The 25,044-nt window shown below is 60.8% G+C and carries 21 protein-coding genes, 3 tRNA genes and 2 pseudogenes; 15 read left to right on the top strand and 11 right to left on the bottom strand.

Features of this window, described 5'->3' with window-relative positions; translation table 11 throughout:
- Positions 1-310 precede the first annotated feature (310 nt).
- From pflB to EL217_RS09045, 5 genes are read left to right on the top strand one after another with little or no spacing between them, the layout of a single operon-like run.
- Complete coding sequence (pflB, locus tag EL217_RS09065) at positions 311-2,398, top strand: formate C-acetyltransferase (RefSeq protein WP_005277782.1); 2,088 nt, start codon at positions 311-313, stop codon at positions 2,396-2,398.
- 23 nt (positions 2,399-2,421) lie between these two features.
- Positions 2,422-2,673 carry an autonomous glycyl radical cofactor GrcA2 gene (gene grcA2 / locus EL217_RS11400; protein ID WP_005284503.1) on the top strand — a complete coding sequence of 84 codons (252 nt, stop codon included), beginning with the start codon at positions 2,422-2,424 and terminating at the stop codon, positions 2,671-2,673.
- A 2-nt stretch (positions 2,674-2,675) separates the two neighbouring features.
- Positions 2,676-3,545, top strand: coding sequence for a pyruvate formate-lyase-activating protein (gene pflA / locus EL217_RS09055; RefSeq protein ID WP_005277788.1), 870 nt, complete (start codon positions 2,676-2,678; stop codon positions 3,543-3,545).
- A gap of 11 nt (positions 3,546-3,556) precedes the next feature.
- Entirely contained in the window at positions 3,557-4,795 is a 1,239-nt protein-coding gene (locus EL217_RS09050; RefSeq protein ID WP_126319687.1) for an alpha/beta fold hydrolase, read from the top strand.
- 56 nt (positions 4,796-4,851) lie between these two features.
- A complete protein-coding gene (locus EL217_RS09045) occupies positions 4,852-5,757 on the top strand; it encodes an SPFH domain-containing protein (protein WP_005277794.1) in 906 nt (301 codons plus the stop codon).
- A gap of 4 nt (positions 5,758-5,761) precedes the next feature.
- On the opposite strand, the pseudogene EL217_RS09040 reads toward EL217_RS09045, so the two are convergent.
- Positions 5,762-7,146: pseudogene (locus tag EL217_RS09040) on the bottom strand (peptide MFS transporter).
- 41 nt (positions 7,147-7,187) lie between these two features.
- Here EL217_RS09040 and EL217_RS09035 point away from each other — a divergent pair.
- Complete coding sequence (locus EL217_RS09035) at positions 7,188-8,462, top strand: adenosylmethionine--8-amino-7-oxononanoate transaminase (protein ID WP_126320055.1); 1,275 nt, start codon at positions 7,188-7,190, stop codon at positions 8,460-8,462.
- A complete protein-coding gene (bioD, locus tag EL217_RS09030; RefSeq protein WP_126319686.1) occupies positions 8,459-9,133 on the top strand; it encodes a dethiobiotin synthase in 675 nt (224 codons plus the stop codon). Before EL217_RS09035 ends, bioD begins: the two co-directional genes overlap by 4 nt.
- A gap of 21 nt (positions 9,134-9,154) precedes the next feature.
- Here bioD and EL217_RS09025 read toward each other — a convergent pair whose 3' ends face one another.
- The 3 genes from EL217_RS09025 to bcp form a co-directional block, all read right to left on the bottom strand.
- Positions 9,155-10,141, bottom strand: coding sequence for an HNH endonuclease signature motif containing protein (locus EL217_RS09025; protein ID WP_126319684.1), 987 nt, complete (start codon positions 10,139-10,141; stop codon positions 9,155-9,157).
- An 84-nt stretch (positions 10,142-10,225) separates the two neighbouring features.
- Complete coding sequence (locus EL217_RS09020) at positions 10,226-10,843, bottom strand: TetR/AcrR family transcriptional regulator (RefSeq protein WP_126319682.1); 618 nt, start codon at positions 10,841-10,843, stop codon at positions 10,226-10,228.
- A 4-nt stretch (positions 10,844-10,847) separates the two neighbouring features.
- A complete protein-coding gene (gene bcp / locus EL217_RS09015) occupies positions 10,848-11,315 on the bottom strand; it encodes a thioredoxin-dependent thiol peroxidase (protein WP_126319680.1) in 468 nt (155 codons plus the stop codon).
- 97 nt (positions 11,316-11,412) lie between these two features.
- On the opposite strand from bcp, the gene EL217_RS09010 reads away from it, so the two are divergent.
- The 5 genes from EL217_RS09010 (at position 11,413) to EL217_RS08990 (ending at position 16,099) form a co-directional block, all read left to right on the top strand.
- Positions 11,413-11,691: a DUF3618 domain-containing protein gene (locus EL217_RS09010; protein WP_005277817.1), complete on the top strand. Its 279-nt coding sequence runs from the start codon at positions 11,413-11,415 to the stop codon at positions 11,689-11,691.
- A 58-nt stretch (positions 11,692-11,749) separates the two neighbouring features.
- A complete protein-coding gene (locus tag EL217_RS09005; RefSeq protein ID WP_005284487.1) occupies positions 11,750-13,027 on the top strand; it encodes a glutaminase in 1,278 nt (425 codons plus the stop codon).
- A gap of 83 nt (positions 13,028-13,110) precedes the next feature.
- Positions 13,111-14,286, top strand: coding sequence for an ABC transporter substrate-binding protein (locus EL217_RS09000; protein ID WP_126319678.1), 1,176 nt, complete (start codon positions 13,111-13,113; stop codon positions 14,284-14,286).
- Positions 14,286-15,341, top strand: coding sequence for a FecCD family ABC transporter permease (locus EL217_RS08995; RefSeq protein WP_126319676.1), 1,056 nt, complete (start codon positions 14,286-14,288; stop codon positions 15,339-15,341). The genes EL217_RS09000 and EL217_RS08995 overlap by 1 nt, the downstream gene beginning before the upstream one ends.
- Positions 15,332-16,099 (top strand): ABC transporter ATP-binding protein, encoded by a 768-nt coding sequence (locus tag EL217_RS08990; RefSeq protein WP_005284479.1) that lies wholly within the window; start codon positions 15,332-15,334, stop codon positions 16,097-16,099. Before EL217_RS08995 ends, EL217_RS08990 begins: the two co-directional genes overlap by 10 nt.
- A 91-nt stretch (positions 16,100-16,190) precedes the next feature.
- On the opposite strand, the gene EL217_RS08985 is transcribed toward EL217_RS08990, so the two are convergent.
- A tRNA-Lys gene (locus tag EL217_RS08985) sits at positions 16,191-16,263 on the bottom strand.
- Between the two features lie 209 nt (positions 16,264-16,472).
- On the opposite strand from EL217_RS08985, the gene EL217_RS08980 reads away from it, so the two are divergent.
- Complete coding sequence (locus EL217_RS08980; RefSeq protein ID WP_126319674.1) at positions 16,473-17,678, top strand: L,D-transpeptidase; 1,206 nt, start codon at positions 16,473-16,475, stop codon at positions 17,676-17,678.
- A gap of 20 nt (positions 17,679-17,698) precedes the next feature.
- Positions 17,699-18,643 carry an MsnO8 family LLM class oxidoreductase gene (locus EL217_RS08975; protein ID WP_126319672.1) on the top strand — a complete coding sequence of 315 codons (945 nt, stop codon included), beginning with the start codon at positions 17,699-17,701 and terminating at the stop codon, positions 18,641-18,643.
- A gap of 28 nt (positions 18,644-18,671) precedes the next feature.
- On the opposite strand, the gene EL217_RS08970 is transcribed toward EL217_RS08975, so the two are convergent.
- Positions 18,672-18,747 (bottom strand) — tRNA-His (locus EL217_RS08970).
- Positions 18,748-18,796: 49 nt separating this feature from the next.
- Entirely contained in the window at positions 18,797-19,438 is a 642-nt protein-coding gene (orn, locus tag EL217_RS08965; RefSeq protein WP_126319670.1) for an oligoribonuclease, read from the bottom strand.
- Positions 19,439-19,599: 161 nt separating this feature from the next.
- Here orn and EL217_RS08960 point away from each other — a divergent pair, with 161 nt between their 5' ends.
- Complete coding sequence (locus EL217_RS08960; protein ID WP_126319668.1) at positions 19,600-21,144, top strand: alanine/glycine:cation symporter family protein; 1,545 nt, start codon at positions 19,600-19,602, stop codon at positions 21,142-21,144.
- Here the strand turns inward: EL217_RS08960 and cmrA are convergent.
- The 4 genes and pseudogenes from cmrA to EL217_RS08935 all read right to left on the bottom strand — a co-directional run bounded on the left by cmrA (position 21,141) and on the right by EL217_RS08935 (position 24,981).
- Entirely contained in the window at positions 21,141-21,941 is an 801-nt protein-coding gene (gene cmrA / locus EL217_RS08955) for a mycolate reductase (RefSeq protein WP_126319666.1), read from the bottom strand. The two genes, EL217_RS08960 and cmrA, sit on opposite strands and share 4 nt — an antisense overlap.
- A 405-nt stretch (positions 21,942-22,346) precedes the next feature.
- Positions 22,347-23,540, bottom strand: a pseudogene (locus EL217_RS08945) (IS3 family transposase).
- 403 nt (positions 23,541-23,943) lie between these two features.
- A tRNA-Arg gene (locus EL217_RS08940) sits at positions 23,944-24,017 on the bottom strand.
- A 40-nt stretch (positions 24,018-24,057) separates the two neighbouring features.
- A complete protein-coding gene (locus EL217_RS08935; protein ID WP_232018254.1) occupies positions 24,058-24,981 on the bottom strand; it encodes a LysR family transcriptional regulator in 924 nt (307 codons plus the stop codon).
- Between the last annotated feature and the right edge of the window lie 63 nt (positions 24,982-25,044).

Below are 25,044 nucleotides of genomic sequence, written 5' to 3'. Positions count from 1 at the left end.
AAGTCCTCCTTGTTACGGAAGCGAAGCTGACCGCCTTAACAGTAGAGGTACACGCAGGTCGGCGCCAAAGTGTACGTGAGCAAAGCCACGATCGGGGCTAGATTGCCCCCGAACAAAAACGTACGGGAGGTTTATATAAATCGGGCTACCAGCAAAGTATGATGACCGGTTTATAACTGGTGCTCACGGCGATGTTTATGGTTGTTAATTTCGCGAATCGGGCCGACAATGGAGAGGTGACGGGGCTTGATGCTGCGGGAAGAAAAAGGCGGCATGTGCCCCGGGAAATTTGACCCAGAAGAAGGGAATTATGACTACCGCAACTAAGCCCCAGCAGTATCAAGGGTGGGAAGGTTTTGCGCCCGGCCCTTGGACCGAGGGCATCAACGTCCGCGATTTCATCCAGCGCAACTACACGCCTTATGACGGCGATTCCAGCTTCCTCGCTGGCCCCACCGATAAGACGCTGCGCGTGTGGGACACCCTGGAAAAGGACTACCTGTCAGTCGAGCGCGAAAAGCGCATTTACGATGTCGATACGCACACCCCGACCGATATCGATGCCTTCCCGGCCGGCTACATCTCAGAAGACGATGACGTCATCGTCGGCCTACAAACCGATACGCCGCTCAAGCGCGCCATGATGCCGTTCGGCGGCTGGCGCATGGTGAAGCAGGCCATCGGCGAGGCAGGTAAAGAGGTAGACCCCGAGGTGGAGAAGATCTTCACCCGCTACCGCAAGACCCACAACGATGCGGTCTTCGATATCTACACCCCGCGCATCCGCGCCGCCCGTTCATCACACATCATCACCGGCCTGCCCGATGCCTATGGCCGCGGCCGCATCATCGGCGATTACCGCCGCGTGGCGCTGTACGGCGTGGACTTCCTCATCCAAGAAAAGATTGAGGCCCGCGATGCCATTGCCGATGCCGGCTTTTCCGAGCACTGGGCCCGCTACCGCGAGGAGCACTCCGAGCAGATCAAGGCCCTGAAGAAGCTCAAGGCGATGGCCGAGTCCTACGGTTTTGACATCTCCGAGCCGGCGCGCACCGCACACGAGGCCGTGCAGTGGACCTACTTTGGCTACCTCGCCTCCATCAAGTCCCAGGATGGTGCCGCCATGTCCATCGGCCGCCTGTCTGCGTTCTTCGACTGCTACTTCGAGCGCGACCTAGCCGCTGGCATCATCACCGAGGAGCAGGCACAGGAAATCATCGACGCGCTCGTGCTGAAGCTGCGCATCGTCCGCTTCCTGCGCACCATCGACTATGACCAGATTTTCTCCGGCGACCCGTACTGGGCCACCTGGTCCGATGCTGGCTTCGGCAGCGATGGCCGCCACATGGTCACCAAGACCTCCTTCCGCCTCCTGCAGACCCTGATCAACCTGGGGCCATCACCGGAGCCGAATATCACCATTTTCTGGGATCCGGAGCTTCCCGCAGGCTACAAGGAATTCTGCGCGCACATCTCCATCGAAACCTCCTCCATCCAATACGAGTCTGACCGCCAGATTCGCGACGAGTGGGGCGATGACGCCGCGATTGCCTGCTGCGTGTCCCCGATGGAAGTGGGCAAGCAGATGCAGTTCTTCGGCGCCCGCGTCAATGCCGCCAAGGCCCTGCTCTATGCCATGAACGGCGGCCGGGACGAGGTCTCCGGCAAGCAAATCGTCGAAGGCTACGAGCCGATTCAAGGCGATGGCCCGTTGGACTTCGACGAGGTCTGGCAAAAGTACGAGGAGATGCTGGACTGGGTGGTTGGCACCTACGTCGAGGCGCTAAACATCATCCACTACTCGCACGATAAGTACGCCTACGAGGCCGTGGAAATGGCGCTGCATGATTCCAATATCATCCGCTCCATGGGCTGCGGCATCGCGGGACTTTCCATCGTCGCCGATTCGCTTTCTGCCATCAAGTACGCCAAGGTCACCCCGGTCCGGGATGAGACCGGCCTGATTACGGATTACATCACCGAAGGCGAATTCCCGTTCTACGGCAACGACGATGACCGCGCCGATGATATCGCCGCCACCATCGTGCACACCGTGATGGAAAAGATTAAGGCCATCCCGATGTACCGCAACGCCATCCCCACCCAGTCCGTGCTGACCATTACCTCCAACGTGGTTTACGGCAAGGCAACAGGTTCCTTCCCGTCGGGCCACAAGGCCGGCACCCCCTTCTCCCCGGGTGCTAACCCAGAAAACGGCGCGGATAACCACGGCATGGTCGCCTCCATGCTGTCGGTGGGCAAGTTGGATTACAAGGATGCCCTGGACGGCATCTCGCTGACCAATACCATCACCCCGTCCGGATTGGGCCGCACCCCAGAAGAGCGCATCACCAACCTGGTGGGCGTGCTGGATGCCGGCTTCATCATGGAACAATAAGAATCACGACAAGGAGAACCATCATGGCAACCCCAACCTATGCAGAACGCCTTTCAGACATGAAGGCCAGCCGCGACGAGCACAAGATGAACTCTGGCCTGTACCACGCCAACATCAACGTGCTGGACAAGTCCACGCTGGAAGATGCCGTCGAGCACCCAGAGAAGTACCCGAACCTCACCGTTCGCGTCTCTGGCTACGCGGTCAACTTTGTCAAGCTCACAAAGGAGCAGCAGCTTGACGTCATTTCCCGCACCTTCCACCAGGGTTCATAATCATGGCTGATGGCATTACTGGTGTGGTCACCCTGTCGCCGGAATCCGGCGAGCGCGTTCGCGGTGTTGCCGCGGGCCTGGGAACCGACCACGAACTCGATGAGATTACCCGCCCCGAGCTCATGGAGGCGCGCCGCACCGGCGATATCGCCCTCGTGCACTCTTGGGAGCTGGTAACCGCCGTCGACGGCCCGGGCACCCGCATGACCATGTTCATGTCCGGCTGCCCCCTGCGCTGCCAGTACTGCCATAACCCGGACACCATGGAGATGAAGACCGGCACCTTGGAGCGGGTAGACGATGTGGTCAAGCGCATCAAGCGCTACAAGCCCATCTTCCAGGCTTCCGGTGGCGGCCTGACCATCTCCGGTGGTGAGCCCCTCTTCCAGATTGCGTTTACCCGCCGCGTGCTTAAGGAGGTCCACGACGCCGGCATCCACACCACCATCGATACCTCAGGCTTCTTAGGCTCGCGCCTGCGCGATGAGGACCTGGACAATATCGATCTCGTGCTGCTGGACGTGAAGTCGGGCGACGAGGAAACCTATCAGCGCGTAACGAGGCGCCAGCTGCAGCCCACGCTCGATTTTGGTGACCGCCTCAACGCGATAGGCAAGCCGGTGTGGATTCGCTTCGTCGTCGTGCCGGGCCTGACGGATTCGGCCGAGAACGTCGAAAACGTCGCCTCCATTGTGGCGCGGTGGAAGTCCAATGTGGAGCGCGTCGAGGTCTTGCCCTTCCACAATATGGGCAAGGACAAGTGGGAGGGGCTCGATATGACCTACCACTTGGCAGATACCAAGCCGCCGAAACCGGAGGACGTGGAAAAAGTCCGCGACGTTTTCCGCGCAAAGGGCCTGGAGGTCTACTAACCTGGGTGGGCATGACTCACTACCGCCGCTTCGGCCACGATATTATTGAACACACCCTGGAAGTCCCGTGGGATTATGACAATCCGCGCGGGACTTTTGATCTCTATGCCCGTGAAATCATCCCGCCAGGAGGCGAGGACCTGCCGGCGCTGCTGTACCTGCAGGGAGGCCCGGGATTTCCGGCGCCGCGGCCGGTCAAGCCGACGGGGCTTATCGGCAAGGCGCTCGAGCGCTACCGCGTCATCCTCCTCGATCAGCGCGGCACGGGGCGTTCGCACCGCATCGATAGGCTGAGCCCCGCAGAAGAGCGCAGCGCCGAACACCTGGCCTTGCTGCGCCAAGACAATATCGTGCGCGATGCCGAGCGCCTGCGCGAGCACCTGGGGCTGGAGACTTGGTCCCTGTTCGGCCAGTCCTTCGGCGGCTTTTGCATCACCGCGTACCTGTCCCAAGCACCAGAGTCGGTCAAGCACGCGTTTTTCACCGGCGGTATCCCCACGCTGCAGGGCGCGGATCACCTCTACCGCGCGACTTTTAGCAAGCTCAAGGCCCGCCAGGAGCGCTTCTACCGCGAATTCCCCTGGGTGCAGCGCCGCATCGAGGAAATCATCGACCACCTCGATAATTCCGACGAGCGCCTGCACACCGGCGAGCGGCTGTCCTCGCTGCGCTTTCGCACCATCGGCACCGATTTGGGGCGGGGCACCGGCTTCGACGGCCTGGCCTACCTCCTGGAAGAGCCCTTCCGCACCGTGCGGGGAGAGAAGGTGCTGCGGGATGATTTCCTGTGGGGTATCGGCGAGCGCGTGAGCTTTGCGGAGGCCCCGCTTTATGCGGCGATCCACGAGTCCATTTATGCCGGCAGCGGCGGGCAGGCGGCGACGCAGTGGTCGGCACACCGCGTGCGCGAGGAGTTCCCGGAGTTTGCCGAGTCCGGTACCTGGCTGACCGGCGAGCATATTTTCCCGTGGCAGTTCGACGAGGACCCGGCGCTGCAAGCATTCAAGGAGGGTGCGCACGGCTTGGCGGAGCGGGAATTTACTGCGCCTTATGCGCTTGCCGATGCCCCCACCACCGCCGCCGCCATCTACCTCGACGATATCTTCGTTCCCCTGGAAGAATCCCTGGCCACCGCCGCGCACTTGGGCGATCTGCGGCCGTGGGTGACGAATGAGTACCAGCACAATGGCATCGGCGAGAACGGTGCGGAGGTGATGGGCAAGCTCTTTGCACTTATCGATGACCACTAGCGCTCCCTTTCTGCCTGTGCGAAAATTAATTTCACACACGTAGTTAGGGAGAGGAAATGTTGAGCTTAATCATCATCGGCGTCATCATCTTGCTGATTCTCGGCACCGTATTCGATGGGTACTACATCGTGCGTACCCGCGAGGCGGCCATCTTGGAACGGTTGGGTAAATTCCAGACGGTCGCCCACGCGGGCTTGCACTTCAAGATGCCCTGGATCGACCGCGTGCGCGATAAGATTTCGCTGCAGGTACGCCAGCTGGACGTGATGGTAGAAACCAAGACGAAGGATAATGTCTTCGTCCAAATTCCGGTCGCGGTGCAGTACGAGGTCGTAGAGGGCCGCGAGCGCGAGGCCTTTTATATGCTGTCCAACCACGAGCAGCAGATCGTGGCCTATGTGCAAGATAATGTGCGCTCGTCGGTGGCGAATATGGGCTTGGATGAGTCCTTTTCCTCCAAGGACACCATCGCGCAGAACGTGGCGGCCTCGCTGCGGGATAATATGGCCGAATACGGCTGGAACTTCGTCAATACGCTGGTAACCGATATCCGCCCGGATTCCCGCGTGCGTGAATCCATGAACTCCATTAACGCGGCGCAGCGCGAGCGCGAGGCGGCCATCGCCCAGGCGGAGGCGGAAAAGATTCGCGTGGTCAAAGAAGCCGAGGGCGCCGCGGAGGCAAAGAAGCTGCAGGGTAGGGGCGTTGCTGAGCAGCGCAAGGAGATTGTAGAGGGCATCGCCCAGCAATACGAGCTACTGCGCGATGCCGGGGTCCAGGAATCCCCCGAGGTCCTCATGCTGGTATCGCAGTACCTCGATGCGATGGTCGATGTCTCGAATAACGGCCAAGCCTCCGTGCTTTACATGCCCTCCAACCCGCAGGGCATGGGCGACCTATTCAGCGGCATGCGCGACGTGCTGATGGCGGACCGCGCGCTCGACGAGTCTGCCGGGCGATAGAGGCCTACCTGCGCCGCAGGAGGAGCACCAGCCCCAGGATGACGGGGACGCCGCCCATGATAAGAAGGTAGGTCGTTTCGGCAGATGCCGAGGTGGGATCGTACAGCTGCGACATCGAACCGGCCAGCGAGGCGCCGATGGCCATCGTGAGGAAGTACAGCGCGGAAAAGCGGGTGGCATAGGCCCGCGGCGCGTGGGCGGCGGATGCGGCCATGCCCACTGGGCCGATGAAGAGCTCGCCGAGAGACATCAAAAAGATGGTGCCCGCTAGCACGAGGAACGGCGTGGAATTTTCCCCGCCGCCGACAAAGGGCAGCAGGAGGAACATGCCTGCACCGGCGAAGATGATGCCGCAGCCCATGAGCGCGCGCCGCGAGTTGGCCCAGCGCGTCATGCCCGCCGCCAACGGCAGCGAGAGCAGCAGGATAAATAGCGGGTTGAGTGATTGCGTCCACGCCGGCGGGATTTCGAATCCGCCGATGGTTCGGTTGAGGCGCTGATCCGAATAGACCGCGAGCACGCCGTATATTTGCGGCTGCAGAGTCCAGTAGGCCGTCGAACAAGCGAAGAGCGGAATGAAGTCCAGGATGCGGCGCCGCTCATCCGCGGTGACCTGCGGGGATCGTAGCATGCTGGCAAAAAGCCCCGCTGCGGCCGCTACCGTGGCGATAAGAAGCAGCACCGTCAGCGTCTCCGGGGAGACGGTGATGACGAGCAGCACGCCGGCTACAAGCGCCGCCAGCGCGATCAGCCCCGCCTTACCCGGGGCCTGGGTGGGGTGTGGTGGGCGCGACGGAACGTTTATCTTTTTCCGCAGTGCGCCGTAGGTGGCGCAGCCGCAGCACATGAGCACCGCTGCGGCGAAGAATCCGGCGTGGTAGCCGTATTCCTCCGCCAGCCAGCCCGTGAGCATGGGGCCAAAAAGCGCGCCGATATTGATGCCGAGGTAGAAAATCTGAAAGACCCCGTCGCGCGCGCCGGCCTCGGCGGGGAAAGCGGCGCCCAGAATCGTTATCGCGGCGGTCTTGAGCAGCCCCGAGCCAAGCGCGAGCGGCAAGAGCCCGATGATGAGCCCAGCGGTGCCGGGGATAAGTGAAAGAGCAAAGTGCCCGCACACCAACAATCCGGCGCCGGTAAGCAGGGTGCGCTCGGCGCCCAAGAGGCGGTCGCTGACCCAGCCGCCCACAAACGTGAAAAGATAGAGCAGGCTGCCGTACGCGCCGACGAGCGCGGTGGCCTGCGTTTGCTCCATGCCAAGCCCGCCGGAGGTTAGTACGCGAGGATGGCTTGCATGCCATAAAAGCTGAAGCGCTCCCACATCTCGATGCCCGCAACCGCCGGCAAAACCACGGGTACGCGGCGAATTGAACGCCGTTCAAGAACTTTCATAAAAAGGACTATAGCGGCCGAGAGTGTGTGCTAGATCTAATTTGGTGGATATTTCTACTAACGACATAGCGACAATCGATGCCCACCACATCTGGCACCCCTACGCCGAGCCCGGCGCGCCCACGCGCGTCGTGGAGTCGGCCGCGGGCGTCCACCTCACGCTTGCCGATGGCACCCAGCTCATCGACGCCATGTCCTCCTGGTGGGCCGCCGCCCACGGGCACAGCCACCCGCGGCTTACCGCGGCCGCCAAGGAGCAGATCGATCGCATGAGCCACGTGATGTTCGGCGGGCTCACGCACGAGCCGGCGGCGCGGCTGACGGCCAATCTTATGGAGCTTACGCGCCACGACTTCGCGCAGGTCTTTTATGCGGACTCGGGATCGGTTTCGGTGGAGGTAGCAATCAAGATGGCCCTGCAATATCAGCAGGGGATTGGCCACCCGGAGCGCACCAAGATGCTGACCTGGCGCTCGGGTTATCACGGCGATACTTTCGCCGCGATGAGCGTGTGTGATCCCGATGGCGGCATGCACTCGATGTGGACCGGTACCCTGGCGCAGCAGATTTTCGCCCCGGCACCGCCCACGCGCGGGGCGAGCGAGAAGGCGCGCGAGGACTACCTGCGCGAATTGGAGGGCTGCATTACCGACGAGGTCGCGGCCCTGATTATCGAGCCCGTCGTCCAAGGCGCCGGCGGCATGCGCTTCCACGATCACGAGTTGGTGCGCGGGGCGCGCGAAATCTGCGACCGCCATGGAATCGTGCTGATCGCGGATGAAATCGCCACGGGGTTTGGGCGCACCGGGGACCTCTTTACCACCCAGGCGGCGGGAGTGGTGCCAGATATCATGTGCGTGGGCAAGGCGATGACCGGTGGTTTCATGACGATGGCCGCCACGCTTGCCACCGCCCGGGTAGCCGAGGGTATGCACCCCCGCGCGCTTATGCACGGACCGACCTTTATGGCTAACCCGTTGGCTTGCGCGGTATCTGCCGAGGCGACCTCCATGATCCTGGAGGGAACGTGGCGGGGGCAGGTTGCGGGCATCGAGAAGCAGCTGCGCGCCGGGCTTTCCGGGTTGGAGGGCGAGCCGGGCGTGGCAGACGTGCGGGTGCTGGGGGCTATCGGCGTGGTGGAGATGGAGCGCGACGTCGACATGGCAGGCGCCACGGATGCAGCGGTGGACCAGGGCGTGTGGCTGCGCCCGTTCGGCCGCCTCATCTACACCATGCCACCGTTTATCAGCACCGAGGACGAGGTCGCGCAGATTTGCCGCGGGGTGCGCGCTGCAGTAGCAGGAGGAAAGCGATGATTATCTTTGTCACCGGCACCAATACCGACGTGGGAAAAACGGTGGCCACGGCGGCGCTCGCCAGTGCCTTTGCCCAGAGCGGGTGCGAGGTTGTCTATGCCAAGCCCCTGCAGACCGGCGAGCCGGACAAGAGCGGCGACGCGGCGACGGTGCGGGACCTGGCCGGGGTCGAGGTCACGGAGATGGCGCGCTTTCCCGAACCGCTAGCACCGAACCTCTCGGCGCGCCGGGCGGGCATGACGCCGCCGAGCAAAGAGGAACTCCGGGACTGGATCGCAGGGTTGGACGCACCAGGCCGTGTGGTGCTGGTGGAAGGCGCCGGCGGTCTGCTGGTGCGTTTGGCAGACGACTACACGCTTGCCGATGTCGCCACCAACCTCCTCATCGTCACCTCCCTCGGCCTCGGCAGCCTCAACGCCGCTGAACTTACCGTTCGCGAGGCGCAGCGGCGCGGGATTAACGTGATGGGGCTCATCGGTGGCAGCTTGCCCGCGGAGCCGGACTTGGCGGCGAAGCTAAACGTGGACGAGCTTCCGGTGGTCACGGGCTACCGGTTGTGGGGCAGCGTGCCAGAGGGCGCGGGTGCGCTGGGCAGGGAGGACTTCGACCGGATGTCCCGGACGCACTTTCCCGCTGTTGTGTGCGCAGAGCTGCTTAGGCACGCCGAGTAGCGCTACCTCGATGAGGCAGCGCTAGCGGACCCAGCGGACCTTGCCGTTTACCCGGGCAAGGCGGCCGCGCAAGGGCGGGGCGTTCGGATCGTCTTGGTTCACCCCGTTGTGGTACGGGCAGCACACGGTGAGGTTCTCCGCGTTGGTCATCCCGCCATGCTTCCACGCCTGCATATGGTGGATCTGAGACTTATCCGCCGGGTGATTGCACGGCGGCCACGGGCAGGTGGGGTTTTCAGCGGCGGCCATCAGCCGCTGCTTTTCCGAGGCAAACCGCGAGGTCCGATACAGGTTGACCGGGCCCTTTACCGGGTGGATTAGCGTGGCTAGCCCGTGCTCACTGAAGGTGCGCTCGACGAGCTGCGCGCCGGTGATGGTCGAGCCGTTGGTCAGCCGAAGCGTGACCTCGTCGCCATCGCCTTCCAGTATTTGATCCAGCGCGTTGAGCGGGATAATCACGTTCGTCGTGGTCTGCACCGTGGCAGCGCCCTCGCCGCGGATGAGTTCGCGGAAGGATGCGAGCGGGTTATCGGGGTCGAGGGCGGAATCGAGATCCGCGAGGAAGGACGAGGGCGCGGTAATGCGCATCGTCCACGGTCCTTCTGGGCGGCGCAGGAGTTGTACGCCCTCGCGCGGTGGCCGGCGGCGCGGGCGCCATTCGCGCAGGCGCTTTTTAGCAAGCCGGGCAATCTCGGAGGCTGGTCCGTGTTGCCGGCACAGCTCTACGCGCAGGTTCCACGCGGCGCGCTTGGTGGCCGCGCGGGTGGCGTACTTCTCGATGAGCTTGAGCGTCACCAAATCGTGGTGGCGCGCGCCCGCGGCGGCAAGGCGCTGCTTGCGGCTAAAGGAAGTGGTGCCGAAATAAACCTCCGCCAGGCAGAGCAGCTCGCGGGCCTCGACATCCGGCAGGCCGAGCTCGATGAGGTCGCTTTCAGGCATGCCGTGGGCCTCGGCGAGGATATCCATCGCCGAGGAAATCTGGGTGGCATAGGCCTGCAGTGCGTTCATGCCTGCAAATCTAGGCGCGCGCTACCGCGGCGCCAATCGCGCCCAGCGCCGGCCTGTGGATAACTTGTATAAACGTCTACAAACTTATCCCGCGGCAACCGCGAAGAGATACGAAATCAGCATGCGCTTTAGCTCCATGACCACGGAATCGAACTTGTCTGGATCGCCCGAAATGGCGTAATTGAGCAGCGAAACTACGGTGTGGATAAGGAAGCTCGCCAGCTCAATGCGTTGCGCATCGCTGTGCTCGGTGGCCAGCGGGCGAAGGATCTCGGCGAGCGGCTCCAAGAGCTGCAGCTCGGTATCGGCGGCCGTGGCCCGCGTCGCTGGGGTGGACTGGATGGCGTGCCAAACGGCGCGCCGGGAAGGATCCTCGCGCCACATCCGCGCCAAGTGGTCGATGAATTCATCCAAAACATCCGGCCACTGCGGGGCCGGCACGAGGCGCGAAAAGCACTCGATTTCGGCCAGGCTGGTGGCGGTATCTTGCCGGTCGAGCTCGCAGATGAGCACGTATTTATTGGCAAAGAACTGATACAGCGTGCCGATGGGAACCTCGGCGCGGTGGGCGACTTCATCGAAGGTGAAGGATTCGAAGCCGACATCGACAAGCACGGCGCGCGCCGCCTGCACAATGCGAGAAAAGCGCTCCCGGCTGCGCGCCTGCGCTGGCCGACGCCGCGGGACGAGGATCTCCTCCACCGGCTTACTCGAGGCCCTTCATCACGCGCGCGACGTGCCCAGTGGCCTTCACGTTGTAGTGGGTCTGGCCGATGGTGCCATCCGGCTCCACGAGGAAAGTGGAACGGATAACGCCCTGGACCACCTTGCCGTAGTTCTTCTTCTCCCCGAAGGCGCCATACGCGGTCATGACGGACTTATCGGGATCAGAAAGCAACGGGAAGTTGAGGTCGTGATCATCGCGGAACTTCGCCAGCGCTTCGGGCTTATCGGGGGAGATGCCTACCACCGCGATATTAAGCTCATTGAGCTCCTCGAGGGAATCGCGAAAATCACAGGCTTCCTTGGTGCATCCTGGGGTATTGGCGCGCGGGTAGAAGTACACCAGTACGCGCTGGCCTGCGTAATCGGAGAGGGAAATGGTGTTGCCGGTGGCATCGGCAAGCGAAAAAGCGGGGGCGGTATCTCCTACGTTCAAACGAGTTTCAGTCATGGGACCTACTTTACGTGCTCCCCGGCCTGCGCGGGGGAGGCCCTGCACGGTAAGATAAGCTCGTTAAGAGCGAAACTTAAGCTAAGAGGAGAATTCCGTGGCACGCAATATTGAAGATATTCAACGCGATATCGAACGCACCCGGCGCCAGCTGGCTAGCACCCTGGATGAAATTGCGGATCGCAGCAAGCCGCAAAACCTCGTCGATGACGCCAAGAACGCCGCCACCGAAAAGTTGCAGGACCGCAACGTGCAGTTGGTGCTCGGTGGCGTCGGCGCGGCCGTTGCTGGGCTGATTGCCTATTCCGTGTTCCGCTCGCGCCGCCGCAAGAGCGACCTGAAGGAATTGCAGCGCTTGCTGTCTGAGCGCCACTAATTTTCCCCGCCTTACCCCCACGCGCGCCGTGGGGGCTTTTTTCGTATGCTAAGTTGCGATGAAAACTCCAATTCCTTTTTATTTGCAGGAAATTTTGACCCAGGTGCGAGGAAATCGCAGCGGCGCGGTGGCGGACTATATTCCCGAGCTCGCCAAGGCGGAACCGGACTACCTCGGCGTGGCCATCTGCACCACGACGGGGCACGTATATTCCGCTGGCGATGCAGAGGTGGAATTTACCTTGCAGTCCGTGTCGAAGCCCTTTGCGTATGCTCTAGCGCTGCAGGAGCTCGGCTTGGATGCGGTGCGTGAGATCGTTGGTATGGAGCCGTCTGGCGAGGCCTTCAACGAACTTTCGCTGAACCGCTATGACCACCGGCCGGTGAACCCGATGATCAATGCGGGCGCGATCGCGGTAACGCAGCTGATTAACGGCGTGGATTCGGATCCGGCCGAGCGCGTGGAACAGCTGCGCAGCTACTTTTCGCGGCTGGCGGGCCGCGAGTTGAAGATTGATGAAAAGGTGCGCGATTCCGAGCTGCAGGTCTCCGATAGGAACCTGTCTTTGGCGCATATGCTGCGCAATTACGACATCATCCAGGACGAGGCCCACGATGCTGTGTCGACCTACGTGGAGCAGTGCTCGATTAAGGTCACGGTGCGCGACCTCGCCGTGATGTCTGCCACCCTGGCCAATGGTGGCACGCAGCCGGTGACGGGGGAGAAGATCCTCGATGCCGATGTCTGCCGCCTGACGCTTTCTGTCATGAGCTCTGCGGGCATGTACGACGGCGCTGGGCGCTGGATGGCCGAGGTCGGAATCCCAGCGAAGTCCGGCGTTTCGGGCGGCCTGCTGGGTACCCTGCCCGGCCAATTGGGGGTGGCGACCTTCTCGCCGCGGCTCAATAAGGAGGGCAACTCCGTCCGCGGCGTGGATGCCTTGACCTTGCTATCGAAGGACATGGGACTGCACTTGATGTCCACCGATGAGCGCTACGGCGTGCACCCGGTGCGCAGGATGGAAACCGAGGACGACCTCACGGTGATCTTCCTGCAGGGGCTTATCAATTTCAACGCAGCGGAGACCATCTTGCATCAGCTCACCGAATGCGAATTCGGCGAGGGCACGGTGGTGCTGGAGCTATCTCATATCACCGGATCCAACCGGATGGGCCGGCGCATGCTGAAGGAAGGCCTCCGGCGCATCCGCGAGGCCGGCTTCGATATCGCCATCGTGGATCCGGATGGCGAATTGGAAGATCGCACCATGGCGGACGGCACCGAGGTGCCCAAGGGCGAGCCGGAAGATTATGCCCTCAGCGAGGAAGCCGTTTAGGTTTGAGCCACCTTACTTGGTTAGGTTAGGATAAGTTCGCCCTTATCCTCGTATCGAGGATTCCGATCGACCAAGGACTCAAAATGGCATATAGATTCCCCAAGGTATTGGCCGTGGTAGCGGCCTCCGCCACCGCACTGGCAGGCTGCAGCGCCGCCGAAGAAACCAACAACACCAACAACAGCAGCGGCAGCGACGATGCCGCCCTGTCCTTCACCGACCTCGCGGGCCGCGACGTAGAACTCGACAAGGCCCCCGAGCGCGTGCTATTGGGCGAGGGCCGCTCCATCTTCGCCACCGGCATTCTCAACACTGAAGACCCGCTGGATAAAGTCGTGGGCATCGGATCCGATCTGAAGAAAAACGTGCCGGACTACTACAACGTCTTGGAAGAAAAGCTGCCCAAGGTCACTGAACTGCCGGAAGTTGGTGCTATCTCCAAGGGCGATGTCACCGTGGAAAACCTGGTGAGCCTGGACCCGGACCTCATCGTGCTGTCCAAGGACCAGTATGACGCCTCGCAAGAGGCGGGCCTGACCGAAAAGATGGACCAGGCGGGCCTTAAGTACGCCGTGACCGATTTCCGCGCCAAGCCGCTGGAAAACACCACCAAGTCCATGGAAATCTTCGGCGAGATCTTCGGCAAAGAAGAGCGCGCCGAGGAATTCAACAAAGAGTGGCAAAAGACCGTGGACCTGGTCAAGGAGCGCGCGGACAAGGTAAAGGACAAGCCCAAGACCTTCGTCTGGCGCGCGGCCGGAGTCATGGACTGCTGTGGCTCGTGGAATAACTCCAATATCGCGCAGCTGGTCAACGAGGCCGGCGGTGAAAACGTTGCCGATGGCATCATCCCGGGCGAGGTCGGTGCCGTGACCCCAGAAAAGGTCCTCGAGGCGGACCCAGACATGGTGATTGCGACCGGCGGCGACTGGTCCGAGAAGAAGGACGATGAGGGCAACCCCGTCGGCTACGCCGCGGTGGGCTATGGCATCGGCGAAGATGAGGCAGAGGCGAGCATCGCCAAGCTGCCGAGCAACCAGCCAGGATTCGAGAACCTGCGTGCGGTCAAGGAGCACAAGCTGCATGGCATGTGGCACCAGTTCTACAACTCGCCGTTCAACTACCTAGCGCTGCTGCAGATCGCGAAGTGGATCAACCCGGAGGCGTATGAGGATATGGACGTCGACAAGGAGTGGATGCAAGCGCAAGAAAAGTACTCGCCGGTTGCTGGCGAGGGAACCTTCTTTAGCACGAATTAATGGTAAGCGCGGAGGTAGCTGCCCTTACGCAGCAACACAAAAAGCTCACCTGGCAGCGCATTAGCATCGTCGCGGGCCTGTGTCTTATCGCGGCGGTGGCGTTTGTGGTCAGCAACTTCGTCGGCGCCATCGACATCAGCCCCGGCGAGGTCATCAGGGGCATCGTGAAGCCCTCGAGCCTGGATGACCAGACGCATACGGTGCTGTGGAAGCTGCGCTTGCCGATGGCCGTCATGGCCCTGCTCATCGGCGTCAGCCTCTCGCTGGCCGGCGCGGAGATGCAGACCATCTTGAATAACCCGCTGGCGGAGCCGTTTACGCTCGGCATTTCCGCCGCAGCGGCTTTCGGTGGCGCAAGTTCCATCGTGCTGAAGTGGCAGCTGCTGACCCAGCCGCAGTTCAACCTGGCGTTGGTGGCGTGGCTGTCGGCGGCGGTGGCGACGGCGATCATCGTCGTGGCGGCCATTATACGCGGCGCGAAGGCGGAGACGATGGTGCTGCTCGGCATTGGTTTGGTCTTCTTCTTCCAGGCCATGCTCGCGCTTATCCAATACCAGTCTTCGGCCGAGGCGCTGCAGCAGATCGTCTTTTGGTCCATGGGTTCGCTCACGCGCGCCAACTGGGTCGCCAACGGCGTGCTCGCGGGCGTCCTGCTGGTTGCCCTGCCCATTTTGTGGGCGCTGTCGTGGCGGCTTACGGCCTTGCGGCTTGGCGATGCCCGCGCCGCCGCCATGGGCATTAATACCGCCCGGCTGCGCGTGGTGGTGCTCATCGTGGTCTCCCTCGTGGCGGCAACGACGGTGGCCTTCGCCGGCATCATCGGCTTCATCGGTCTGGTAGGTCCGCACATCGCCCGCATGCTGGTGGGCGAGGACCAGCGTTATTTCGTGCCCGCCTCCATGGCCGCAGGTGCGGCCGTGATGTGCGCGGCTCACGCGGCGAGCCTGATGATTAAGCCTGGTCTGGCCATCCCGATCGGCATTGTGACCTCGCTTTTGGGCGTGCCGTTCTTTATCGCCATCGTGATGACTCGAAGGAGGGCGCTGTGGACGTAGAACTTACCCTGCGCGGTATAAGCGCGGCCTACGGCAAGCACACCGTGCTCGAAGCGGTCGACGTGGATACGCTGGAAGGCGGCCAGTTGGTTGGCCTCTTAGGTCCCAACGCGTCCGGCAAGACCACGCTGATCAAGTCCCTTGCCGGCGTGCACCGCGGGTACAAGGGCGAGGTGGATTTTCTGGTGGATGGCGAAAGCCCGCGGGGCAAGCGCCGCCGCCAACTCATCGGCTACGTCCCGCAGGACCTGCCCAGCACCGCGGCGCTGCGGGCGTTTGAGACGGTGCTTATCGCGGCGCGTCGGGAAGCATGCGAGGATCCCATCACCCGCAGCGCCGAGGTGCTGCACGCGATGGGGCTGGATGCCATTGCCTCGCGCTACCTCAACGAGCTATCTGGCGGCCAGCGCCAGCTCGTGGCCGTGGCGCAGATGCTGGTGGGCAACCCGGGCCTGATGCTCTTGGACGAGCCGACGTCCGCGCTCGACCTGCATCGCCAGTTCTTCGTCCTCGAGGAGGTGCGCGAGAAGGCTAGGCGGGAAGGCAGCCTGGGGCTGGTGGCCATTCACGACATCAACCTGGCCGCGCGCATGTGTGACCAGCTGGTGGTGCTGAAATCGGGCCATATTCGCGCCCAGGGCGCGCCTGGAGACGTGCTCACGTGCGAGCTGGTAGAAAGCGTCTATGGGGTAGAGGCAGACATCGTGGAGCACCGCGGTGTTCCCGTCGTCGCGCCCCAGCGCGTGAATAAGCAGTAAAACAAGCAAAGGCCGAGCGAGATGCTCGGCCTTTTTGCTAGCTTTGAAAGCGAAAAAATCGCGAGGCATATACCTCGCGATTTCGCTGTTGTGCGCCATCAGGGAATCGAACCCCGAACCCACTGATTAAGAGTCAGTTGCTCTGCCAATTGAGCTAATGGCGCAGTGTTGACGTCCTGCCGTGCGGCTCTCTGTGCAACGAGTAGAAACTTTAGCACCCCGGTTGAAAAACTGTAAAATCGCCTGGTCATAGCGTGTTTTCGGGGGAGTATAACAGTTTGGACAATGGTGCGCTTGTTTCTGGTATTTGGGGTGGCAAGGCGATAATCTGGATTGGTCTTGAAAGAACTACTGTGTTTCTAAGGTCTACTTAGTGATTAACTCCCTCTCTAATTCCCGCCGCATTGCTGCTGCGAGCATTGCGTGCATTTCCCTGGTAGTAGCCTCGTGCTCCGTTGATTCCGCCGCCGAAAACCGCCCGGAGGAGCAGGAAACTACCTCGAGCTCAGCAGAGAAATCTGAGCAGAAAGAAAAGTCGAAGCTTTCGGCTTCCGTGAAGGATGGGGCAGAAGACGTCGATCCATCCAAGCCTGTCACCGTGGAATCTACCACCGAGCTCAAGAGTGTGACCATGACCAATGAGCTGGGCGTGGAAGTAGAAGAAAAGCTCTCTGAGGACGGTAAGAAGTGGACTACGGCCGAGGATCTTGGCTATAACCACACCTATTCCATCGTCGCCTCCGACAAGGACGGCAATAAGAAGAACCTGAGCTTTTCCACCTCGCAGGCCGCGGGCGTCGCCCAGGTGGCGATGACGCCTATCCCGGGCTCCGAGGTGGGCGTGGGCCAGGTCATCGGCGTCAATTTCGGTACCTATATCACCGACCGCAAGGCGGCAGAGGACACGATTACGGTCAAGACCAACCCAGAGGTGGAAGGCGCGTTCTACTGGGTGAATAACCAAGAGGTGCGCTGGCGACCCAAGGAGTATTGGGAGCCGGGCACCAAGGTTGAGGTCAAGGTCGATCAGTACGGCAAGGACCTCGGTGGCGGAATCTACGGCGGGGAAAATACGGGGACGGATTTCACCATTGGGGATCGCACCGTCGCGCTGGTGGATAACGCCACCAAGACCATGAAGGTCTACAAGAATAAGGAGCTCCTGCGCACCATTCCGGTATCGCTGGGCCGCGATTACCAATACGACACCCCGAACGGGCGCTATGTCATTGGCGATCAACACCAGTCGCTCTTGATGGATTCTGAGACCTTCGGGTTGCCGCACGATGCGGGGGGCTACAGCACCGAGGTGGACTGGGCTACTCAGATGTCTTATTCCGGCATCTACGTGCACTCTGCGCCGTGGTCCGTGTGGGCGCAGGGTAACTCCAATACCTCCCACGGCTGCATCAACGTCACGCCAGAGGCCGCGCAGTGGTTCCAGAACACAGTCAAGCGCGGCGATATCGTCCGCGTATTCAATACCTACGGCGAGACGCTCAATCCCATGGACGGCTTGGGCGACTGGAATATGTCCTGGGAGGAATGGTCCAAGGGCAACGCGGACGCTAATCAATAATCCGCACAACCTTTAGGCGCATGGCTACAGTGGTGGCCATGCGCTTTTCTATTTTGGACCGCGGGGCGGCGGGCAGACTCGATGGGGTAGCCGAGCATGCGCAGCATGTGGAGCGGCTGGGGTTTCATAGGTTTTTCCTCGCTGAGCACCACGGCGTGCCGGGCATCCCAGCGGGCCAGCCGGGCATGTTGGCCGCGCACGTAGCGGCGCGCACGCAGCGCATTCGCGTGGGCACCGCAGGCATCATGGTGCTCAACCACCCGCCGTTTCTTGTCGCGGAACAAATCAACCTTCTGGAGGCGTTGTATCCGGGCAGGATCGATATTGGGTTGGGGTCCTCGGTGGGCTTTACGGCACCGGTGCGTAAGGCCCTGCGCCAGGGCGATCCGCTGGAGCTCAAGCCGCAGTTCGAGAACGAGGTCGAGACCCTGCTGCGCTACCTGCGCAGCGAGGAGGCGGTCACGGTGCGGCCCGAGTACGCGGGCACGCCCCTCTATATCCTCGCCGGCTTCCGGTCGGTTACGGTGGCCGCGCGGCTGGGATTGGGCGTCATCCTGGGCGGGCCCGTAGAGATGCAGGAAAAGGCGGCGCGGCTTTACCGCGAGCACGCGCTTGCCGATGCCCCACCTATCATCTCCTCCCTCAATATCGCCGTCGCCGATACCGCGGACCAAGCGCGCGACCTTTTGCTGCCGGAGTCCTATGCAAAGGTCATGGCCCAGTCCACCGGGGAATTCGCGCCGCTTCGCCCGGCCCGCGAATTGGACCTGGAGGGGCTAACGAACCAGCAACAGCGCCGCATCGACGAGTCCCTGGGCCACGACGTCTGGGGGACGGTGGGGGAAGTGGGGGAGGAACTAAGGGGCATCGGCAAGCGGCTGGGCGTCGAGGAATTCCTGATTACCGGAGACATGCCGGATCTCGCGGGGAGGGCCCGCTCGGAGGAAATGGTGGTGGAGATATAAAAAATCCCGAGCGCGGGGCTCGGGAGTTTGGGGTGGCTGACGGGACTCGAACCCGCGACAACCAGGATCACAACCTGGTGCTCTACCAGCTGAACTACAGCCACCATCGTTGCGCGAAAGCAACGAGATATAGGTTAACTCACGCCGCGTAAATTACAAAAACGCCTGGTAATCGGCGGTGGTTTCGGCCTTGAGGGTCTCGGCTTCGGTAGAAGTTGGGCCCTCATCGGTGCGAAAGACGCTGCGGCGATAGAAATCGAGCTCGCGAATGGACTCGATGATGTCCTGCAGCGCGCGGTGGGCCATGCCCTTATCGGGCTGGTTGTAGTAGGCCCGCGGGTGCCAGCGCCGGGCGAGCTCCTTGATGGTGGAGACGTCGATCATGCGGTAGTGCAGCGCCTCATCCAGCCGCGGCATGTAGGCGCGGATGAAGGTGCGGTCGGTGGCGATGGAATTGCCGGCCAGGGGAGCCGGGTGCTCGCAGTGCTCGTTGATGAGCGCCAGCACCGCGTCCTCGGCCTCGCGGATGGTGGTGGTGGACTGGCGGATTTCTTTATCGAGGCCGGAGTTTGCGTGCATCTCGGTGACGAAGGAATCCATCTGTGATAGTTCCTCTTCGGTGGCGTGGACGACGAGATCGATGCCCTTGCCAAGGATGTTGAGATTGCCGTCCGTGATGACTGCGGCCACCTCGACGATGACGTGGCGCTCTGGGTCGAGGCCGGTCATTTCCAGGTCGATCCACACGAGGCGATCGTATTTTGCGGCGATTTCGGGAGAAGACATGCGTTCCATTCTAACCCCGGCCGGCCGGGCCCTCCGCGCGCCCCGATCCGCACCCCGCAAAGCAAAAAGAAAAATTTACCTATCGTTTTACCGACACTGGGAAGTGATTTACGGCATACTTTCTATATCGTGCTTCACAAGGGAGGTGCGAATGACTAAGGAGTTTCTCGATGGCAAACTTTCTCGATGCCCTCAATTCCATAATTTGGTCGCCCGCCCTCGTGTTTTTGTGCTTGGGTGCGGGTGTTTATTTCACCGTGGTAACGCGGGGCCTGCAGGTCCGCTGCCTGCCGGATATGCTGCGGCAAATTTCCAAGGGCGAAAAATCCGATGACGGTGTTTCTTCCTTCCAATCGCTGATGGTCTCGCTATCCGGCCGCGTGGGTGTGGGTAATATCGCCGGCGTGTCCACGGCAATTGCCTTCGGTGGCCCTGGTGCGGTGTTCTGGATGTGGGCTGTGGCGCTTTTGGGCTCGTCCACCTCCTTCATCGAGTGCACCCTGGCGCAGATTTATAAAGAAAAGGACCAGGACACCGGCGAGTACCGCGGTGGCCCGGCTTACTACATCGAAAAGGCGTATAAGCACACCAAGGCTGCGCCGTTCATGATGGTCTATGGCATCCTCTTTGCCATCGCCATGATTTTGGCCACCAGCTACTTCCTGCCCGGCATTCAGGCCAATGCTGTGGCCGCAGCGGCCGATACCGCGTGGGGTGTTAACTCCACCTGGGCCGCGGTGGTCCTGGCCGGCATTTTGGCCATCATCATTATCGGTGGCGTCAAGCGCATCGCTAACTTCGCCACCCTGGTCGTGCCGTTTATGGCCGTGATTTACATCGGCATCTCCATCGTCGTGATGCTCATCAACTACTCGCAGATTCCAGAGGTCTTTGGTCTTATCTTTAAGTCTGCCTTCAACCTCGAGGCCGGGTTCTCCGGCATGCTGGGTGTGGCCATCATGTGGGGTGTCAAGCGCGGTATTTACTCCAACGAGGCTGGCCAGGGTACCGGCCCGCAGTCCGCTGCCGCCGCGGAGGTCTCCCACCCGGCTAAGCAGGGCTTCGTGCAGTCCTTCGCCGTGTACATCGACACCCTCTTCGTCTGCTCCGCAACGGCGTTCATGATCATCTCCACGGATATGTACACCGTATTCCGCGGCGAATCCGAGGATGGCGAGGTTGTCTACCAGGGCTCGCTTCCCGATGACGTCGCGGTCGGCCCCGGCTTCGTCCAATCCGGCCTCGATAGCGTCTTTGCCGGCTGGGGCCCGACGTTTATCGCCGTGTCCATTGCTTTCTTCGCCTTTACCACCGTGCTTGCGTACTACTACATGTCCGAGGTCAACCTGACCTACTTCAACCGTTGGGTCAAGTCTCGCCCGATTCGCCGCGGCCTGGTGTGGGCGCTGCGCATCCTGATTATCGTCTCGGTCATCGTGGGTGCTACCACGACTCCGGGCTCGGCCTGGGCGCTGGGCGATATCGGCGTGGGCACCACCGCATGGCTAAATATCATCGCCATCCTCTTCCTGCAGGTGCCGGCGCTCAAGGTCCTGAAGGACTACGAGAAGCAAAAGAAGGCGGGCAAGGATCCGGAATTCGACCCAGAGGCGGTGGGTATCAAGAATGCCGACTTCTGGGTGGACCGCAAAAACGCCCGCGCGGCGGCACAAGCCGCCAGCAAGCAAGCCGCCGACGAGAATGCGGAAAGCTAGCCCATCTGGGAATAAAACCGCCCAATGAGCGGCGCGATGACTGGGGTCGGCAGCACCTTGCTGACCACGTTCATCGCCTTTGACAAGGGGCCAGGGACCACGCGTCGCTGGCCTTTTTGCATGGCCGCGATGGTCTCTTTGGAGCAGGACTCGTAGGTGGTCCACAGCGCATCGGGCACGACCTTATCCACGATGGTCTGGTCCTCTTCGGCGATGGTCGCCTCGCGCACCGGCCCAGGAGCTAGCAGGGTACAGTTGATGCCAGAGCCCTTGAGCTCATAGTGCAGCGCCTCCGTAAACGCATTCACCCCGGCCTTGGTAAAGACGTAGGTCGCATTATTGGGGATGGGGATATTGCCGGCCGTTGAGCCCACATTGCAGATGGCACCCGCACGCCGCGGGAGCATATGTTCCAGCGCGGCGCGGGTCAGGCGGTGCACGGCGGTGCCATTTAAGGCGAATTGGGAGGACTCGTAGCCCCAGTCCTGGTCCATGAAGGGCCCGAAGCTGGCGATGCCGGCGGAATTGACCAGGATAGAGACTTCCTTGGAGGAGATGGCATCAATGACTACCTCGACCCCTTCATCGGTGGCCAAATCCGCGGGCAGGGCACTGGCCTCAATATGGTGGCGGCGCTCAAGTTCTGCGGCTATGTCTTCCAAGATTTCGCCGCGCCGGGCAACGAGGATGACGTTATAGCCCATCGCCGCAAAATCGTGGGCCATCGCCTTGCCGATGCCCTGACTAGCGCCCGTAACCAGGGCATAGGAGGTACGAGATGGTGCCGGAAGTGACATTGTCGAGCCTTTCGAAGGAGCCGTTTGCTAAAGACCCCAGCGTAGACAAAAAGCCGGCATGCTGCGAAAAAGTCTCGAGGCTTCACAGGTATAAAGAAGTTCGAGGGGCCTCCTAATAGGCCATCAGGCGGCCATTCAGCTCCCCGTGACTGCTACGCTCCGGAGAAATATCGGGAGTGTGACTGGCGGAGGTTTTCCTCACTCGCGCTAGCAACCGCCACAATTTCCATATCCGGGTCATTATTGGATCGGTCTAAACGCAATTGTTCACGCGTAGCTGCGGAGAGTGAATCGAACTTTTCACATCGGACAGTGCCCTTTTTGCGATGGTATTCAATCAAGAATGCTGGCATGGAGCTTGTCACTTGGGCCCGACCCCCGGAAAGTGGACACATCGGGGGCTAGCTATGCTGCTTTGGTCAGTATAGCCGAAGTCTCGGTTTCAAAGACATCAGGCGCTACAAGATTGCACCAGGAGTGCCGCCGGCGCGTGTTGTAGCGCATGCACCACCGGAAGACTTCCTGACGACAGGAGATCGGACTGTCAAAAACTTTCCTATCGCGCAAGACTTCCCGCTTTAAGGTGGCGTTAAACGATTCTGCTAGGGCTTCTATCAGCACTCGTTCCTACCGCTCCCATGGACTGGCGTACACCTAACGACGAGCAGTAATTTCTAAAAGCTTGTGAGGTGTACACACTGCCGTGATCGGAATGGAAAATAGCCCCGTCCAGACTGCCACGCACATCATGTGCGTGGGCTAGAGCATCGATGACTAGTGAGACTCGCATGTGGTCTGCGAGTGCATAACCTGCAAGTTTACGCGAATAAGTATCAATGACTGTGGCCAAATACATGTTTTTCCCTCCCTTACACGGCAGGTAAGTAATGTTACCGACATACACACGGTTCGGCTCGTCAGCTGTGAATATACGGCCTAGTAAATCCGGCATGACGCGGTGGTCAGGCTTACGCCTGGTAGTGATGCATCGACGCCGTTTGCTAAAGCCTTGAAGTCCCATGGCTTTCATGATTCGTGCGACTTTCTTGTGATTGACCGGGGTATACGCCGTGTCTTCCTTGAGGCTTGCGGCGATGCGTTTAGCACCATAAAGCCCGTGCTCATCATCAAAGACGGTTGTGATCCTTGCACCAATAACGGCATCAGAATACATCTTTAACCTGCGTTTTTCGCGGGTTTTGACCCATTTGTAGAACGAGGAGCGATTGAGCTTTAACACGTGGCACATCCGCTTGACCGAGTATTCGGTTCGGTGGTCATCGACAAACTGGAAGCGGATCACCAGTGAGTCTCTTCGGCAAAATATTTCGCAGCCTTACGCAGGATGTCACGTTCTTCGCGCAGTTTTGCGTTTTCTTTCTCTAGCTGGCGGATTCGCGCAGAATCATTCAGCTCTTGGGCTTTATCATGTACCGCTTTAATGCGGGCACGTTTGCCGGTGCCGTACTTCTTGACCCAAGAGTGTAGCGAGGCACGGTTGATACCGAGCTCGGCTGATGCTGAGTTCAGCGAGAGGTCCTCGTTGTTCTCATAGAGGGCTACGGCATCGCGTTTGAACTGTTCGGAGTACCTGGACATGGTGGTAGATTACCTTTCTTCCCAGCTCGACTGGGCTGGATATCAGGTGTCCACCAAATGGGGGTCAGGTCCCTTTCCTTTCTGTGCGATGTCTGACCGTACTTTAACTAATTCCGAAAGTCTATCTTCGAGTATGCCAAAAGCACGGCTCCTCAGCTGACGAATTTGCCGAGGTCAAGCCCGGGGTCAAGTCCGGTGGGCAAATCCTAGAGTGCTTCAGATGATATTTGGACACTCGAGCGTAACCATTACGAAGGACAGATACGGTCATCTTTATCCGGAAGATTTAAGCGCGTTCACTTCCGGTTGCGATACGTTATTTTCAAAGGATTGTGCCCATTGTGTGCCCAAAGGCCACTTTCTTCGCGGTGTTAATCCGTCAGAAAGTGGCCTTGAGCTGCGGTGCCCCCAGCAGGACTCGAACCCGCGACACATGGGGTAGAAACCCACTGCTCTAATCCGCTGAGCTATGGGGGCTGGACAGCACACTCATATTAGCTCACAGCCACGGCGATTCCTAAGCCAGGGGCCGGGCGGAATCGTGCGAGCGCAAAATGTCGACCAATTCTTGGGCGGCCGGGGTAAGTTCGCGGTCGGAGCGATATGCCAAGATGGCATGGAAGCGCGGAAGATCCTCTTTGACCGTTAGTTTAGCGATGCCCTGCGGATGCAGCGCGGGGGCGCACCGGGGCATGAAGCTGATGCCAAAGCCACTGGAAATCATCGGGATGGCGGCATGCAGCGATGCGACGTCTTGAATGTGATCCGGCTTGTAGGAGGGGTGGTTCTCCCACAGGTCATCGTAAAGCTCCGCCATGCCTGGAAGCTCGCGGCAGTGGGGAGGCACCAGCCAGGTTTCCTCGCGCAAGTCCTGCAAGGAGACAGGGGAAGGAAGGTCTGCCATGGCCTCTGGCACCGCGAGGGAGTAGTCGAATTCGGCGACGTCGTGGATGGTGAGCTCGGGAGAGTAGCGGCGGATGAAGGCTTTGGGGTCGGACGTCGGCAAGAGCGCGAGGTCCACCTGGCCTTCCAAGAGCCGCTTGATGGCAGTGGCGGCGGTGGAATCATCCAGGCTGATGCGGGCTGAGGGGTGGAATTCGGTGAGCTCGGAGAGGACGGAAGGGGTAAATTCCCAGTTTAAGATGGGGCACGACGTCAGGGACACGGTATTGGCGTTATCGCCGGTGATTTCGCTGATGTGGCGTTGGGCATCGGCAAGCAGGGCATCGACCTTGAGGGCGGTGTCATAGACATAATCACCCGCCTCCGTGGTGGTTACGCCCGAGCGCCCGCGGGAGAGCAACTGGGTATTGAGCTCCTTTTCCAATTTGCGGATGGAAAGGCTCAGGGAGGGCTGGGTCATTTCAAGGGCTGCGGCGGCATGGGTGAAGGACCCATTGTCTACAACGGCACGGAAATAAAGAAGTTGACGGGTGTCCATAGGCTCTATCATGGCACATTCAGGGGCAAAATATGCGTTCGCTTTGCATTAGGGTGGCCCTAT

The sequence above is a fragment of the Corynebacterium segmentosum genome (assembly GCF_900637825.1).
Taxonomy (GTDB): Bacteria; Actinomycetota; Actinomycetes; order Mycobacteriales; family Mycobacteriaceae; genus Corynebacterium; species Corynebacterium accolens.
The sequence above is the reverse complement of the archived record's forward strand: the minus strand, read 5'-3'. Positions and strand labels throughout refer to the sequence as shown.